Source organism: candidate division WOR-3 bacterium (assembly GCA_039803925.1).
In the GTDB taxonomy this organism is placed as follows: Bacteria; Hydrothermota; Hydrothermia; order Hydrothermales; family JAJRUZ01; genus JBCNVI01.
The window spans coordinates 228,980-244,173 of the sequence record JBDRZL010000001.1 but is presented as its reverse complement, the minus strand read 5'-3'; the positions used below and the strand labels follow the sequence as shown (position 1 = coordinate 244,173).

The 15,194-nt window shown below is 27.7% G+C and carries 19 protein-coding genes; 9 read left to right on the top strand and 10 right to left on the bottom strand.

Features of this window, described 5'->3' with window-relative positions:
* Positions 1-339: 339 nt before the first annotated feature.
* On the top strand, positions 340-873 hold the full coding sequence (locus ABIN17_01170) for a hypothetical protein (GenBank protein ID MEO0283671.1): 534 nt from the start codon (positions 340-342) through the stop codon (positions 871-873).
* On the opposite strand, the gene ABIN17_01165 is transcribed toward ABIN17_01170, so the two are convergent.
* The 7 genes from ABIN17_01165 to ABIN17_01135 form a co-directional block, all read right to left on the bottom strand.
* On the bottom strand, positions 870-1,148 hold the full coding sequence (locus tag ABIN17_01165; GenBank protein MEO0283670.1) for a hypothetical protein: 279 nt from the start codon (positions 1,146-1,148) through the stop codon (positions 870-872). The two genes, ABIN17_01170 and ABIN17_01165, sit on opposite strands and share 4 nt — an antisense overlap.
* Before the next feature lie 44 nt (positions 1,149-1,192).
* Positions 1,193-1,714 carry an interleukin-like EMT inducer domain-containing protein gene (locus tag ABIN17_01160; protein MEO0283669.1) on the bottom strand — a complete coding sequence of 174 codons (522 nt, stop codon included), beginning with the start codon at positions 1,712-1,714 and terminating at the stop codon, positions 1,193-1,195.
* Between the two features lie 89 nt (positions 1,715-1,803).
* Entirely contained in the window at positions 1,804-1,953 is a 150-nt protein-coding gene (locus tag ABIN17_01155) for a hypothetical protein (protein ID MEO0283668.1), read from the bottom strand.
* A gap of 335 nt (positions 1,954-2,288) precedes the next feature.
* On the bottom strand, positions 2,289-3,188 hold the full coding sequence (locus ABIN17_01150; GenBank protein ID MEO0283667.1) for a hypothetical protein: 900 nt from the start codon (positions 3,186-3,188) through the stop codon (positions 2,289-2,291).
* Between the two features lie 437 nt (positions 3,189-3,625).
* Positions 3,626-4,774, bottom strand: a complete 1,149-nt coding sequence (locus ABIN17_01145; protein MEO0283666.1) for a DUF2130 domain-containing protein — start codon at positions 4,772-4,774, stop codon at positions 3,626-3,628.
* Between the two features lies 1 nt (position 4,775).
* Positions 4,776-5,939, bottom strand: a complete 1,164-nt coding sequence (locus ABIN17_01140; GenBank protein ID MEO0283665.1) for an AAA family ATPase — start codon at positions 5,937-5,939, stop codon at positions 4,776-4,778.
* Between the two features lie 99 nt (positions 5,940-6,038).
* Positions 6,039-6,692 carry a peroxiredoxin gene (locus ABIN17_01135; protein ID MEO0283664.1) on the bottom strand — a complete coding sequence of 218 codons (654 nt, stop codon included), beginning with the start codon at positions 6,690-6,692 and terminating at the stop codon, positions 6,039-6,041.
* A 179-nt stretch (positions 6,693-6,871) separates the two neighbouring features.
* Here ABIN17_01135 and ABIN17_01130 point away from each other — a divergent pair, with 179 nt between their 5' ends.
* Positions 6,872-7,534, top strand: a complete 663-nt coding sequence (locus ABIN17_01130; GenBank protein MEO0283663.1) for a YIP1 family protein — start codon at positions 6,872-6,874, stop codon at positions 7,532-7,534.
* Here ABIN17_01130 and ABIN17_01125 read toward each other — a convergent pair.
* Positions 7,524-7,862 (bottom strand): DUF393 domain-containing protein, encoded by a 339-nt coding sequence (locus tag ABIN17_01125; protein MEO0283662.1) that lies wholly within the window; start codon positions 7,860-7,862, stop codon positions 7,524-7,526. The two genes, ABIN17_01130 and ABIN17_01125, sit on opposite strands and share 11 nt — an antisense overlap.
* Before the next feature lie 45 nt (positions 7,863-7,907).
* On the opposite strand from ABIN17_01125, the gene ABIN17_01120 reads away from it, so the two are divergent.
* From ABIN17_01120 to ABIN17_01090, 7 genes are all read left to right on the top strand, one after another.
* Positions 7,908-8,147 carry a hypothetical protein gene (locus ABIN17_01120; GenBank protein ID MEO0283661.1) on the top strand — a complete coding sequence of 80 codons (240 nt, stop codon included), beginning with the start codon at positions 7,908-7,910 and terminating at the stop codon, positions 8,145-8,147.
* 101 nt (positions 8,148-8,248) lie between these two features.
* Positions 8,249-8,881 carry a cytochrome c3 family protein gene (locus tag ABIN17_01115; protein ID MEO0283660.1) on the top strand — a complete coding sequence of 211 codons (633 nt, stop codon included), beginning with the start codon at positions 8,249-8,251 and terminating at the stop codon, positions 8,879-8,881.
* 82 nt (positions 8,882-8,963) lie between these two features.
* On the top strand, positions 8,964-10,481 hold the full coding sequence (locus tag ABIN17_01110) for a hypothetical protein (protein MEO0283659.1): 1,518 nt from the start codon (positions 8,964-8,966) through the stop codon (positions 10,479-10,481).
* On the top strand, positions 10,478-11,362 hold the full coding sequence (locus ABIN17_01105; GenBank protein MEO0283658.1) for a cytochrome c3 family protein: 885 nt from the start codon (positions 10,478-10,480) through the stop codon (positions 11,360-11,362). The genes ABIN17_01110 and ABIN17_01105 overlap by 4 nt, the downstream gene beginning before the upstream one ends.
* Positions 11,338-12,156: a cytochrome c3 family protein gene (locus ABIN17_01100; GenBank protein ID MEO0283657.1), complete on the top strand. Its 819-nt coding sequence runs from the start codon at positions 11,338-11,340 to the stop codon at positions 12,154-12,156. Before ABIN17_01105 ends, ABIN17_01100 begins: the two co-directional genes overlap by 25 nt.
* Positions 12,153-12,779, top strand: a complete 627-nt coding sequence (locus ABIN17_01095) for a cytochrome c3 family protein (protein ID MEO0283656.1) — start codon at positions 12,153-12,155, stop codon at positions 12,777-12,779. The genes ABIN17_01100 and ABIN17_01095 overlap by 4 nt, the downstream gene beginning before the upstream one ends.
* On the top strand, positions 12,776-13,747 hold the full coding sequence (locus ABIN17_01090; protein ID MEO0283655.1) for a 6-bladed beta-propeller: 972 nt from the start codon (positions 12,776-12,778) through the stop codon (positions 13,745-13,747). Before ABIN17_01095 ends, ABIN17_01090 begins: the two co-directional genes overlap by 4 nt.
* On the opposite strand, the gene ABIN17_01085 is transcribed toward ABIN17_01090, so the two are convergent.
* Both ABIN17_01085 and ABIN17_01080 read right to left on the bottom strand, forming a co-directional pair.
* Positions 13,744-13,995 carry a hypothetical protein gene (locus ABIN17_01085; GenBank protein ID MEO0283654.1) on the bottom strand — a complete coding sequence of 84 codons (252 nt, stop codon included), beginning with the start codon at positions 13,993-13,995 and terminating at the stop codon, positions 13,744-13,746. The genes ABIN17_01090 and ABIN17_01085 overlap by 4 nt on opposite strands.
* Complete coding sequence (locus tag ABIN17_01080; GenBank protein MEO0283653.1) at positions 13,995-15,155, bottom strand: hypothetical protein; 1,161 nt, start codon at positions 15,153-15,155, stop codon at positions 13,995-13,997. Before ABIN17_01080 ends, ABIN17_01085 begins: the two co-directional genes overlap by 1 nt.
* Positions 15,156-15,194: the final 39 nt, after the last annotated feature.

Below are 15,194 nucleotides of genomic sequence, written 5' to 3'. Positions count from 1 at the left end.
AAAGAAATTGCAAAATATACCTTTACAACTCCTGCCCTTCTTGTAAATGGAAAATTGAAAATTCAGGGAGTCCCTTCTTATGCAAAAGTTAAGGAAATAATAGAGGAGGAGATAAAATAAAGTAAGTTTTTTTAAATTTTGAATATAAAAAGTGCAGAGTATTTGACAATATAATAAATAATTTTATTAATAACATTAATTTTTCTGCAACCAGTTGAGGGAGAAAGGGGCTGGATAGAAGATGGAACCAATATATGGGTTAACTCTCCATACAATTATAATGTTGGTATTGGAACATCCAATCCTTCTTATAAACTTCATGTTGAAGGAACAGGGTATATGACGGGATTTGTAATGCCAACAGGTGCAAAAAATGGATATGTTTTGGTATCAGATGATCAGGGAAATGGCTCGTGGCAAAATCCTGTTTATACCACTTTTAAAATATGTAAAAAAACACAGGATCAATCAACATCAAGTACCACACTTTCTAATGTGAATGAACTTTTCTTTAATGTAAGTGCTGGAAATTATTATTTTTATGAGTTTTATTTAGTGGCAAGAACTGCTGTGGCAGGTACGGGAATAGGAATAGCAATTTCTTATCCGAATGCAACAATAAGTTCTTATGTAGTAACAACACCCCGAGGGGCTGATGGTACTGATATGCTTTGGGAGGGATGCGGAACTTCTTCAGATGATATAGTTCAAAGTAATCAATTTCCAAGTGCAAATACTGATTATCTTATTCATGTATATGGTATAATTGTTCCCTCACAAGATGGAGTTCTTCAACTTAGATTTAACTCAGAAGCAAATGGGACTGCGGTTACAATAAGGCAGGGCTCTTTTGGAAGGATGATTTCCTATTAATTCTTTTCTTTTAAAATAATTTCTTTTATTCCTTCTTCAATTTCATATTTTATTTCAAAACCCTTCTTTTTTATTTTTTCAATATTTATTAAATCTTTCCCTTTTCTTTTATCTTTAAACTCAATTTCAAATTCTTTTTTTAGGAATTTTTCAAAAATTTTTTTTATTTCGTAAACCTTTACACCTTTTCCACTTCCTATATTATAAATTCCTTCTAAATTATTTTCAATTGCAAAAATTATTGCATTTGCTGCATCCTTTACATATAGAGTCATATAAAGTCAAAAGAATTAACAAGAATTTTGTTTATTATCATGTTCTAAAGGGTTATTTCAGCGAATATTATTCTATCAGGCGAAAGTTCCTCAAAAACAGGGAAAAATTCAGAACCTTTTTTCTTTACAACAAAAATATAACTATACCTGTATTTACCTCTTAATGAAAATCTTGACCCCATCTTTTTAAATAAATCGTCAAGCTTTTCATTCCAGTTTAAAGTAGCTTCATCCCTTATACCAAAAAATAAAATTGCATCTTCCTTTATATTTGTCAAATAATTAAATAAACTGTCAGCATTTTCTTTTTTACCCGAAATATCAAAACACTTTATATCCATATCTTTATAATCTCCTAAAGGAATCTTTACAACATACATCCCCCTATCTCCTCCTATAAATTTATATTTTTTAAATGCAAAAATAAATAAAGAGTATTTAAGTCTTATTGAATTAGACCCAGCTGAAATTATTCTAAAATTTTTTCCACTATTATCTTTTTTAACATTATATTTTTTAACCTTTAAAGATACAAAAAAATAAAGAAAACTTTCCCTAAACTTCATTATAGAATTAAAGGGGTAAGGAGAAAATAAAAAATGTATGATAAACACTAAACCTGAAATTAATGTTATAAAATTCTCTTTAATGAAATTTATTTTACCCATAAACAAATATTTTTATCCTCATAAACTTTTTTAAAATCTTTAATTCTTATAAGAGGGGAAGTTATAACTTTCTGATAATATTTCAAATCTTCTTCTTTTTCAACTTTATCTAAATAAATTAAAAAATTATTTCTCAAAATTAAACCAAGTAATATATTAGGAGTAGATGAAAGGTTCCATATTCCTATTTTGTCATATTTTTGTATGTAGAAATATAGTTTATAATAACCTGTTTTTATTTCTGGGGGAGTATAAAAAATATCAAAAGCATTATTATCATAAGAAAAAAGGGAGGAATAAGGAGTAAGAATAATTCTTCCATGGATTCCTTCAATAAAAGAAAAAAAGGTAAAAAGAGTTATAAGTTTTTTTACATTTTCTTGTTTATACCTTTCCCATATATGTAATGTTCCTATAAAAGCAACAAAAGGTAAATAAATATGAAATCTTGGCCACCACCTATAAGGACCAGTTAAATAAAATAAAAATGTGAAAAAAGAACTTTTAAAAATTTTTTTTCTCTGTTTTTTATGGATAAAAAAATAGAAAGAAAAAAAGGAATTAATCCCAAAGAAATAAATAAGTGACCAAACCCACCCATACGATTATCGTATATATAATGTTCGTTTTTCTCATCACTAAACTCTAACAAACATTTAAAAATAATGAAAGGATTATATGTGAAGGTAGGGAAATAATCAACCTGTTTGGGTACATCTATGTCTCCTTTAAATATTTCCATTCTTGAAATTTTTATTGAATATGGATAAAGAGGATTTCTTGTGAGATAAAAATTATAAAGATAATTATGAAAAGATGTAATAAGGCATAAAAACAACATAATTAAAAGCAAAATTTTTCTTCTCTTTAAAATTAACACCACTATCCCATATATTAAAAATAAACTAAAAATAGGAAGAAAACTTAATTTTGAACCAGCACCTATTGAGAGAGATATTGCTGGAAAGAATATGTTATAAGGAAATTTTAATAATAGAAGATTTAAAAAAATTAGAAAAATTGAACCACATTCAATATCTATGTAAGCACATCCTGCCTGATTTGGAATGATAGGCATACTTAAGATAGAAATTATGTAAATGGATTTTTCTCTTGGGATGTTTAATTTTCTTAAAACTGAATAAACTGATAGAACACCAAAAATTAAAAAGGGAAAATGAATTACAAGCATACCTTTATCTGTATTTGTAAACAGGTAATAATAAGAAAATAAAATTTCAACATTTTTGGGAAAATACATATGAGGATGTAAATTCAGAAAGTTAATCGGAAGAACCCCCTTTTCTAAAACAATTCTCGAAACTATGGGTAAATGGTATACATAACTATCCCAACCCTGTGGAGGATACAAAAGGGTAAATCTTAAAAGAAGAATAAATTTAAAAAAATTATTAAGAAAAGTATTAAAAATAAACAGTCTTTTTTTAAAAGAAGAACTAAAATTTTAAACAGATCTTTAATTTCATGGTAGGTATAAGTAAAGCTTTCTTTTATTCTGAATTTATAAATAGAAAAAAACAATAATATAATTAAAAGAAAAATTAAAACTGTTTTGAATTCGTAAATGTGTATAAAACCAGAAAGTGCAAAAATTCCTAAAATAGAAGTTAGATAGACTACAAAACCACATACTAATCTATCAATAAATGAAAATTTTTCTCTTAAAAAATAAAAAAATCTTAATATTGAAAAATAAAATGTAAGATTTAAAATTAAAAAGCAGAGAAATGACAGATTGAACATATTATTAAAAAATTTTTAAAAAACCTTATACATCTTTAATTTAAATTATTTTTCTTCCAACATTAAAAATTTTTTATCTTCAAGTTCTTTTATCTCTGGAATTTTTTCTCCTGCTATTGCCTTTATTGAACCATAAAATCTCATAAGATTATCAAGAATTTTCTGTAACTGTTTTTCCCTTTCTGCCCAAATAATCTGCATTTTTTTTCTTTCCTCAATATAACTTTTATAAAGCGTTGTAAAACCATCTATAAAAGCTCCGAATTGATTCTTGAATTCATTTCCTGTTAAATAATCATAAAGCATTGACATCTTTGTTTCTTTATTCTCTTTAGAAATTTTTAAATAATTCATTTCAATCAGAAAATGTCTCAAAATATATGAGAGAGGTTTTAATTCAAAAAAATTACAAATCCAAACTCCATCCTTATAAAAAAATGATTCACTTTCCTTTGGCATTGTTTCTGTTACTATAACTAAAATATCTGCATTTAAGCTTAGATTATCTTCTTTTAACTTTGTTATCCATCTGTTATCAAAAGCTTTTGTCCTTTTACTTTCATAATAAATTTTGCCACATTCCATACCTTTTTCATTCCTTACAATTTGAATCACATCAGCCCCATACTGCCCTTTACTAACTCTCTTAACTTCATCAAAAGGGTATTGATTTTTTAAAAATTTTTCAATTTCAATTTCTTGTATTTCTCCTTTAAACTCACCTGAAACTTTTTCAGCCTTTTCTTGAGCCTCCTCAAGCTTTTTCTTTAAATCCTCAATTATTTTGTCCTTTTCTTTTATTTCAAAATAAATTTTTTCATTTAGTTCCTTTTTTATCCTTTCCCTTTCCTCAATAATTTTCTGGGAAAATTCTTTTTCCTTTTCAAAAATAATTCTTTCCTTTAATTCCTCTTTTTCTCTTTTTAATCTTTCAAGTTCTGCTTCCAATCTGTAATAATCTTTAATTCTTTCAGTTTTCTCCCTTAATTCTTTTTCAAGTTTTTTTATATATTCTGCCTTTTCCTCTTCAATCTTTCTTTTTATTTCTTCTTCAATTTTTTCTTTTTCAATTTTCATTTTTGTTTTTAATTCACTTTCAAACTTTTCCTTTAATTCTTTCTCAATCTGTTCATAAAGTATTTCATTTACATCAATTTTTGTTCCGCACTTTGGACATATAATTATGTTTTTCATACTAACTTCCTTTTTTATATAAAATTTTTGTTTTTATATTTTCTTTGACACTATCAATTATCACTTTACCTTTTTTATTTTTTCCGAATATATCAAAGGCAATTTTTTCCAGTTCTTTTAAAAGAACACTCTCGATTCCTCTTGCTCCAACACCTTTTTCAAGTGCTCTATCAACAATAAAATCTTTTGCCCTTTCTTTTAATATAAGTTCAAAGCCTTCAAGCTTAAATTCATTTCTTAATTTCTCTATTTTTAAATCTAAAATTTCTTTAAGTGTTTCTCTGTCAAGGGGTTCAAAAGGTATAATTCTCTGAAATCTTGCAATAAGTTCAGGCAAAAAACCGTATTTAAGGAAGTTATAAACATCCTCTTCTTCTCCTTTCAGTTTATAGGCAATTAAATTGCCACTTTCATCAATTTCCTTTAAAAAACCAATATCCTTCTCCAAAAATTCTTTTGAAAAACCACTGAAAGCACCAATTGCTACAAATAAGATATCCCTTGTGTTTATTTTTCCTTCAACAGCATGGTCTTCACCGTATTCAGAAATTCCATGCTCTAAAAGTTTTAATAGTTCTCTCTGGACTCCGTAACCTGAAACATCCTTTTGTGTTCCTGCTCCTGCAAACCTTAAATTACTTGTAGAGCCTGCTATTTTATCAAATTCATCAATAATAATTGCTCCAATCTGGGCTAAATATTTATTTCCTCTTGCTGCTTCAATCAATTTGTATGGAATATTTATAACATTTTCACCCACATAACCTGTTTCACTGTATTTTGTTATATCAATTATCACATAGGGTATTTTTAAAATTTTGCCGAAAAGGAGCTCCATTATATAAGTTTTTCCACAACCTGTTGGTCCCATAAAAATGTAATTTACTTTTTCTGGCAAACTTTCAGGAGGAATTTTATGAACATAAATCATCTTTATTCTTCTTAAATGCCTATAAACTGCAATACAACACATCTTTCTTGCATCTTTTTGACCCCTGTACCCTTCCTTTTCTAAAAGATTATAAAGATCCTGAGGAGAATATTCTGGAAGATTTTGTATAAATTTTTCAAAAACTTCTCTTCTGTAAGAATCAATTGACTCTGCTTTTTTTAATAAATATAAGAAGTCATCCTGTTCCTCATGTTTGAAATCTTTTCCTTTCATTATTTTATCTTAAGAAAATATAAGATAAAAATTCAAAATTATAAGAGAAGAATTATTTAAACCCTTATTTTTAAAGAATTAAATATAAAAAATTTAAAATTAGGATTTGGCTTTTATTTCTTTATAACAAAACCACCAGTCAAAGTTTTCGTATTTCTTTTTTCTATATTCTGCTGTTTTTATGTCAGAAGCAGGTGGCAATATTACTTTATCTCCGATAATTTCATTATTGGGCCAATTAGCCGGCATGGCAACTTTTTCTGAATCCGCAATTTGAAATGCTTTCACCATTCTCAAAATTTCATCTATATTTCTTCCCAGCTCAGGAGGGTAGTATAAAATTGCTCTAATTATTCCCTCAGGATCCACAATAAAAACACCTCTTACTGTATTTTTCCCTCTTTGAGGATGTATCATACCAAGCAATTCTGCAATCTCGCCTCTTTCATCAGCAATGATTGGGAATTCTATCTCAATATTAAGTTTTTCTTTTATCCATTCAATCCACTTTATGTGGGAATAAACCTGATCAAGGGAAAGACCAATGAGTTCCACATTGTTCTCTTTAAATTCTTTATACCTTTTCTGGAAAGCATAAAATTCTGTGGTACATACAGGTGTAAAATCCGCTGGATGAGAAAAAAGGATAAACCATTTTCCTTTATAATCTTTTGGTAAATTTATTTTACCATGAGTTGTTTGAACTTCTATTTCAGGTAATTTATCCCCAATCATTATTAATTTTTTTTCCATTTTTTACCTCCTTTTTTAAATTTTTTTTAAATTTTAAAATTTTATAGTTATAATACAATTTTAAATGCAAAATTTCAAGTAAATTTTATAAATTTTAAAGAAATTTTAAAAGTAAAAATTATATTTAAAAAACTTTAATTTTTTTGTAAAATATAAATTTCTAAAAAGGAGGTTTATAAATGGAATTAATTTTAAAGATATTTTTTAATCCAGATGATGCTTTAAAAAACATTAAGGAGAAAAAACCTCTTGCTGTTCCCTTTATTATCCTGATTATATTTACTCTTATTATTTCTCTTCTTTATATTCAATTTGTTATCTTACCGAATAGAGAAACTTTGCTGATGGAAAGAGAAATTCCTGAAGAAGCTCTTCAAAAAACCTTAGAATTTTTCAATTCCCCCTTGTTTTATGTTTTTACATTAATTTCTGCTATATTTGGTTTTGTTTTTTCTACTTTGATTATAGGATTTATATACTTTTTTATTTCAATACTATTAAAAGGGAAGGGAGATTTTTTAGCCTTCTTTAGTTCTATGGTCCATATATATGCAATCAGTCTTCTTGGTTCAATTATTGCTTTTCCTATAGCTATATTAAAGAAATCTCCCTATGTAAATCTTGATTTTTCATTATTTTTTATGTTTCTTCCTGAAAAGAATTTTTTTAGGGTTTTCTTTGAACAGGCTGGTTTTTTTACTCTATGGTCAGTTTTCCTATATGGACTTGCCCTTCATCATATAGGCGAGATTGAAAGGAAAAAAGGGATTTTAGTTTCTTTTTCAATGTGGTTTATTTATGCGGTAATAGCAACAATAATAAAAGTATTTTTTAAGACTTAATTATACATTTTCTGTTCTTTGATATAATTAAATAAATTTTTTCGCCAATTAAATTTAATAAAGGTAAATGAAAAAGAAATTGAAAAAAGATAAAAAAAGGAATAATATCGATTAGAGATCTGAAAACATAAAAGCCTTTTAAAATTCTTTTCCCATCAGTTATAACTACAAAATCTTTTAAGATAGAATCTTGAGTAAAATGAATTTTTTTAAGTTCTTTCTTATCTTTTGAACTTATAAAATTGATTCTTTTTCTAAAACCGAATTTTTTAATCACAGAAACTGTTTTTTTACAGAAATTACAAGTTCCATCATATATAAGAGTCATCTTAAAATTTTTGACCCCACAAATTGACCAAAGAAGAAAGCAAAAATGAAAATAGGAATACTCAAAGGTATAAACCCGATTCCAGATTTCATCCTCATTAAAAAAATAATTGGAATTGTAAGGTGTATAGAAAGAAACCAGCTTAGAGAAAATTTTTTAGTTTTACTTCTCCAGATACCAAAAGGTATATTCAATAAAAATATAAAAAGAGAAATCAAAAATATTTTAAGATTTAAATTCATTATAGAATTATACTATTTTTTGATACTTTTTTCAAGATGTTGAATTATTGAAATTTTTTAAAAGATTGTTTAATATAATTAATAGACCTAAAAATTATTAATTATAATTTTAGGTTCGAATCCTTAATAAAAAAGGAGGGACATATGCAAAAATATATAATAGCAATAATAAGTCTTGGAGCCTTTTTTATTTGGCTCCATGCAACAGTAGTGGGAAGTAGACATGACTTCAATAGACCCAATGTAGGACAGGTATGCATTTACTGTCATACCCCTCACAATGCTAATCCCAATCAGAACTTTTATTATCTCTGGAACAGAGCATATGTTCCAACAATAACTGCCCTTTATAACGGAACATATACTGACCCCATGACAAGAGCATCCTGGATAACCTACGCCTGTTTATCCTGTCATGATGGAACTCAGACTGCAGCTGATATGGGAACACTCTATTCATATGGTCCCAGACCTGTGGGAACTGCTGTTCAGAATCCACCTGATGTAACAAGCGGAACTAATGATTCTCTTATTTACTCTCACCCCGTAGATATGGATGTTGCACCAGGAATTCTTCCGAGTACAGAGTTTAACCCTCCAAGTGGTTGGCCTTATCCTCTTTATAATTTTTCAGCCCAGCAGGCAGGTGCTGATTCAGTTATGACCTGTGCCACATGTCATGACCCACACAATACAAATGTTTTCTTACCTGCATATAGATTCCTGAGAGGTGATACAACCAATAGCCAGATTTGTCTTGATTGTCACAGAAAGTAATAATATAGTTTAATAGAATAAAGTGATAGTCTTTAAAGAGGGGGGGATAAAAATCCTCCCCTCTTTATTTTTAATATCATTTTTGAATGCAGGAATTACAAAATTTAATCTATATTTTCTTTCAGAAAGGTATTATGTAAATGGGAATTTTAAAAACACTCTTACAAAACCATTTTATAAAGATTATGAAAATTCAATAAATTTATTTATTAATGGTTTTATTTATAAGAGAGAATTATTAAATTACAATCTTAAAACATACCTTTTATGGCAGAGCTGGAATAAAAATCTTTATGGTATAGAAGAAAAAAATTTTTTAAAAGCTCCTTTTTTATTTAATCTTAATTTATTAGAAAAATCTAAGTTTCCTTTTAAATTTACTGTAAAAAAAGAAGATTTTAAAAAAGAGGACAAAATAATTTTTGAAAGAAAAACTTTAACTTATATAATCTCGCAGGGACTATTAATTAGAAATTTTCCTAATTTAAATTTCTCATATTCCTGGGGAAAAGAAAATAGTTTTAATAAAAAAAGTTTAGCATTCACCTCAAATTATTCCTTTAAAGAAAATACTTTTTCTTTATATTACAATAGAGAATTTAAAAGCCTATACCAGAATATAGAAAATTTTAATTTTAATTATAACTATAAAAAAGGTGATATTAATTTTAAGTGGGATACGAAATACTTTTTCAGGAACTCATTTACATACATAAACTCAAGTTTTGTATATCATATTTTTAAAAATAGAAATTACTTTTTTGATATGTACTATTCTTTCAATAGATCAAAATTTACAACCACTAACTTTTTAAATACCTCATTTAAAAAATTCTTTTCAGAAAGATTTATTTCTAATACCACATTAGGTTTTCAAACAAATTCCCTGAAAGAAGGAAAAAATTTTTATGAGGATTTTTCTCAGACTTTCTATTTAAAATTTTTAAATTTACCAAGAACACTTACAATTTCACCAGGATTTTCAGTATTTTTTTCACAGAACCCTGAAGGAAATGGATGGGGCTATCTATTAAAAGAAGGTAATTTATATGAACAAAAAAATTTTTTAATTTTTGAAAATTTGAGATTTTTTGTTGATTTATATTATAAAACCTTTAATGACACATGGATTTTAAAAAATGAAAAAAAATACGGTTATTATTCAGGAATCAATTTAAGTTATAATTCAAAAAGATACCTTTTATCCTTAAATTTTTATTATTTCAGAGATATCACCAGAATAAATAATAATATAAACACTTGGATAAAGTATCATACAAGAGTAGAATTTAACACAAAAGAAATTCCCTTTAATTTCAGTTATGTAAATGAATACATTAAAACAGAGTATTCCTTAACAAGAAAGGAATTTATAAGAATTTCTTTCAGTGCTCCTTTAAGATTATTCAATATGTTCACTCTGGAGGAAAAATTTTATTTCAGTGAGAAATTTGAAAATGATTTAAAAATAGCTTTTGAAAGAAATTATGGGGATTTGATTTTAAGTTTAGGTTTTACTTATATTTATTTAATATATCCTGAAAGTGAAAGTAATATAATTTTCCACTTTTTAGTTAAAAGAAATATAAAATTAAAATGAAAATTATTTTATTATTTTTAATTTTTCAGCAGGAAAATTGTATTAAAAAGGGTTGTCATGATTTATTAATTGAGGAAAAAGTTCTCCATCCACCTGCAAAAGAAGATTGTTCTTCGTGTCATGAACTTGTCGGAAAACACCCATTTAAAAAGATTGAAAATGTTACTGAACTATGTTTATCCTGCCATTCTGATAAATCTTCATCGAAACATCCACCTGTGAATGAGGACTGTTCTATCTGCCATAATCCTCACTCTTCCCCTATCAATCATCTTCTTAAGGAAAAACTTCCTTATCTTTGCTCAAACTGTCATAAAGAAATTTTAAAAAATTTGATAAGTATCCATAATCCCTTTATTGAGGGTAATTGTAAGGATTGTCATGATGTTCACGGTAATAATTCTAAATCTTATTTATTAAATCAGGTAAATACTCTCTGTTTTAAATGCCATACAGAAATGGAAAATTTTTATAAGATAAAAAAATATAAACATCCTCCTTTAGAAAATTGTATAAACTGTCATAATCCCCACTCTTCTCAATTTCCTCTTCTTCTTAATTCAATGTATCCAAATAAACTTTACACTACCTTTACATACCTTCAATATGAACTCTGTTTTAACTGTCATGATCCAGAATCTATTTTTTCAGAAAAAACTAATTTTAAAAAAAATGGATTAAATTTACATGAATTTCACGTCAAAAAGGATAAGGGAATAACCTGTTCTTTGTGTCATAATCCCCATTATTCGGATAATCCATTTTTTGTTGAAGGTGGAAAAAAGTTTGGTCCCAATGATTATATATTGACTTTTAAATTTGAAAAAAATAAAAAAGGAGGAATATGCGGACCTGCATGTCACGGAAAGGCGGAATATTGATTTATTTACTTTTTTTTGCAGTTTTAACACCCCCATCAGCTATCTTTGTTAAGGATAGATTTATAAGAATAATCCTTGAAGCTGATAAAGCATGGCTTTTAAAACCAGAAATTATTTACGATACTTTTAGAGCTGAAAATATAAAACATTTTATAGTAGAACTTAAAAATGGTAAAAATGAAATAACTCTTTATTATGAAAAAAATAATAAAACTGAATCACAGACTCTTATTATTTATTCACTTCCTTCTGAAAACTTCAAAGTTGATGCAAAATTATATAATTTTCATAAATCAGAAGTGGAAAAATTTTGTAAAAATTGCCATTCAATAACATATAAAAAAGTTTCAAAAAGTGAAGAACTTGACTGTTTTACCTGTCATAAGGAAAAATTTGATAAAGGTCTAAGATTTCATCCACCCTTTGAGGAATTAGCTTGCGATAACTGTCATAAAAGTATTTTTGATAGACCAAATTCAGAAAAAGTTTGTAAAGAATGCCATGAAATTGAAGAAGGTTTTTATCTTCACAGTCCCTATGCAAGAGGTGATTGTGTTATATGTCATGATCCGCATTCTTCTATGGAGGATAAATTTTTAAAAACTAAAATCAATTCTCTCTGCATAATTTGTCATGAAAAGGAACTATACGGTATCCATCATCCTGTTGCAAATCACCCTGGTGATAAAAAAGGTATCTTTTGTAATAGCTGTCACAACTCTCATGGCACAAAATTTGGATTTCATTTAAAATGGCCAAATAAACCTGTATGTTCTGTATGCCATAAGAAATGAAACTCTTTTTCTTTTTAATTTTAGTCAATTTTCCTCATGATTTTAGAAATAGAGAAGGAGAGAGGATATGTAAATTTTGTCATTCATCCCATAACTCAAAAGGTCCTTTTCTTATTAAAATAATACCAGATGATGAATTAAAAGAAAACTTTAAAGATTTTGACTATGTTTCCCTTACCTGTATGAACTGTCATACTGATAAAAATTATCTTATAACTTTATATAGCAATATAGCAAAATTTTATGAAATTCCTGATACTTCTTCTATTTTTTTAGGAATTAACTATAAAGAAGACAATCACCCCATTAGAAAATATGCTATTGATGAAAAAGAGAGAGAAATTAAGTGCACAACCTGCCATGATCCTCATGAAAGGAATTATAAATACCTTTTAAGAAGTATTGATCCTATTTTTTGTGAAAAATGTCATTTAGAGATTGAACTTTTTTCAGGGAAACATTTGAGTTTAGCCTGTATAGATTGTCATAAACTTCATAGAGGTAAATCTAAGCTTTTAAAAAATTTGGATTTATGTAATAACTGTCATAAAATTGATTTTCATTTTGAAGGTGATGATTGTATTAAATGCCATAATCCCCATAAACCGGAGGTTAAAAGATGAATTTTTTAGTATTTTTAATTTTAATTTCTCAGGAAAAAAAAGAGTTTGTATGGCCACCCCCTCCTGAAGAAGCAAAAATAAAATATGAGGGAATCTTATTTACTAAAGAGGATATTGTAGGAGAGGGAAATATAATAAAAAGAACAGTAGATAAAATTCTCGGAATAAAAAAAACAAGACTTTTAAAATATCCTTTCGGAATTTTTGTTGATAGTAAAGAAAGAATTTATGTGGCTGACCCTGGTTTTGCTGCTATAGTTTTTATAGATCAAAAAAACAAAATAGTTAAATGGTATCAGGGAACAAGAAGTTTTAGATTCACAAGACCCACAGGAGTTGCCTTTTCCGAGGCACTTAATATGCTTTTTGTTGCTGATCCAGGTGCAAAAGCAGTTTATGGAATAAAAATACCTGAATTTGAGGGAAATTTAGTTATTAAAAAGGGGCTTTATAAACCGGTTAATCTTACTGTCGACGATTACAGAAAAAAGATATATGTGCTTGATGACAGTCTCATGGCAATTCAGGTTTTTAGCTTTGAGGGTCAATTTCTTTATACAATCGGAAGAAAAGGAAATAAACCAGGAGAATTTCTTTATCCAACTGGAATAAATCTTGATTCAGAAGGAAATATTTATGTATGTGAATGGGGGAATTTTAGAGTTCAGATTTTAAACCCAAAAGGAGAGGTTATTAATGTTTTCGGTAAATCTGGTAATGCACCAGGTTTTTTTGTAAGGCCAAAAGGTATAGCAGTAGATGAAAAAGGGTATATTTATGTAACAGATTCCTTCTTACACAGAATTCAAATTTTTGATAAGTACGGAAACGTATATCTTGGTATAGAGGGAATAGGGTGGAATCCAGGTGAATTCAGGTTACCAGCGGGAATTTTTATAAGAAATAAAAAAGTTTATGTGGTAGAACAGATGAATTCAAGAATACAGATATTTAGTATTCTTTATTAGAGTCTTTCTTCAAATTTACGGAAAGGGGAAGAAATGAAGGTGAAATTGCAAAAAGCACATTTATAGGGAGAAAAGTTTTCCTTTACAAAGAATATATTTTCGCATTCAGGACATTTGATTTTTACTTTCAAGTCAACATCAAGTTCAATTTTTATCATTTTACCCCTACATAAGGGACAGAATAAAGGCTCTTTTTCTCCCTGAATACCAATTAAAGAACCACAACTTTTACATTCAAAAATTTCCATCATATTTCTTTATAAAAAACTCTAAAAACCTTATAGGGCAATCCACCCAATCTTTTAATTAAATTATTTATTTCTAAATTATTCTCAAGAGTAAGTGAGCCTTCTCCATACCTATAACCCAGTTTATAACCCTTTAAGAGGATTTTTGCTGCCATTAGAACACCAGCTCCTTCCTGATATTCCTTTTTTACTCCAAGTATAAGTAACCTTCCTGATTTTAATCTTGGAATTTTTGATGAAAAAGGAATTTTGTTTAATCTCCATATTAATTTTAAAACATTCATGGGATTTAAACTTCCTCTAAAATCTCTTATGGCTTCAAGAAAATTTGGAATTCCTATTGCAACGCCAACTGGCTCATCTTTTACTTCTGCTATAAGTGCTGCATCTGGAAGTATAACAGGTTTTAGTTCTTCTGCTATATATTCCATATCTTCCTCATCAAGAGGAACAGTTCCCCAGTTATTTTCCCATGCTTTATTATAAACTTCTCTCACTCTCTGAAGTTCATTTTTAAAATCTTTTAAATTGGCTCTCCTAATTTTAATACCATTTTCCTTATATAACCTTTCCTCAGCATTCACTATTTTTGATAACCTTGGATGTATAATATACAAAGGTATGAACCAGGCAAAAAAATCAATAATTTTTTTATAACCTTTTTCCTCTATAAGGTCTGCATAATATTCCGGGTTCCATGGTGTCATTACCATGGGAAGGTATTCGAAACCTTTGATCTGAACCCCATATACTCCATCATAGGCAAAACTTGCTGGTCCAATAATTAATTTAGAACCCTCTTTTTTTAAAAATTTTTCAGCCTCTTCAAGAAGTGCATCTGCTACTTCTTGGTCAGGAATTGATTCAAAATGTCCAAAAAAACCGGTTATTTTTTCATCAACACCAAAAACTTTATGATTTGCCTTATATGCACTTATTCTTCCAACAGGTTTATCATTTCTAAGGGCAACAAAGTATTCAACTTTTGCTTTTTTAAATAAGGGATTTTTTCCTTTCTTGTTTAAATGCTCTTTTTCCAGAATCTTTAAAGGTTCAATATAACCAACAAGAGGAAGTCCTTTATAGATTTCTTTTTGAGTATCTATAAAAATCTCTAAATCCTTTTTACTTTCAACTTTTATAATTTTTAGATTGCCCATTTATTTAATCTTTAATTATAATTTTTTTTCAATCAAGGA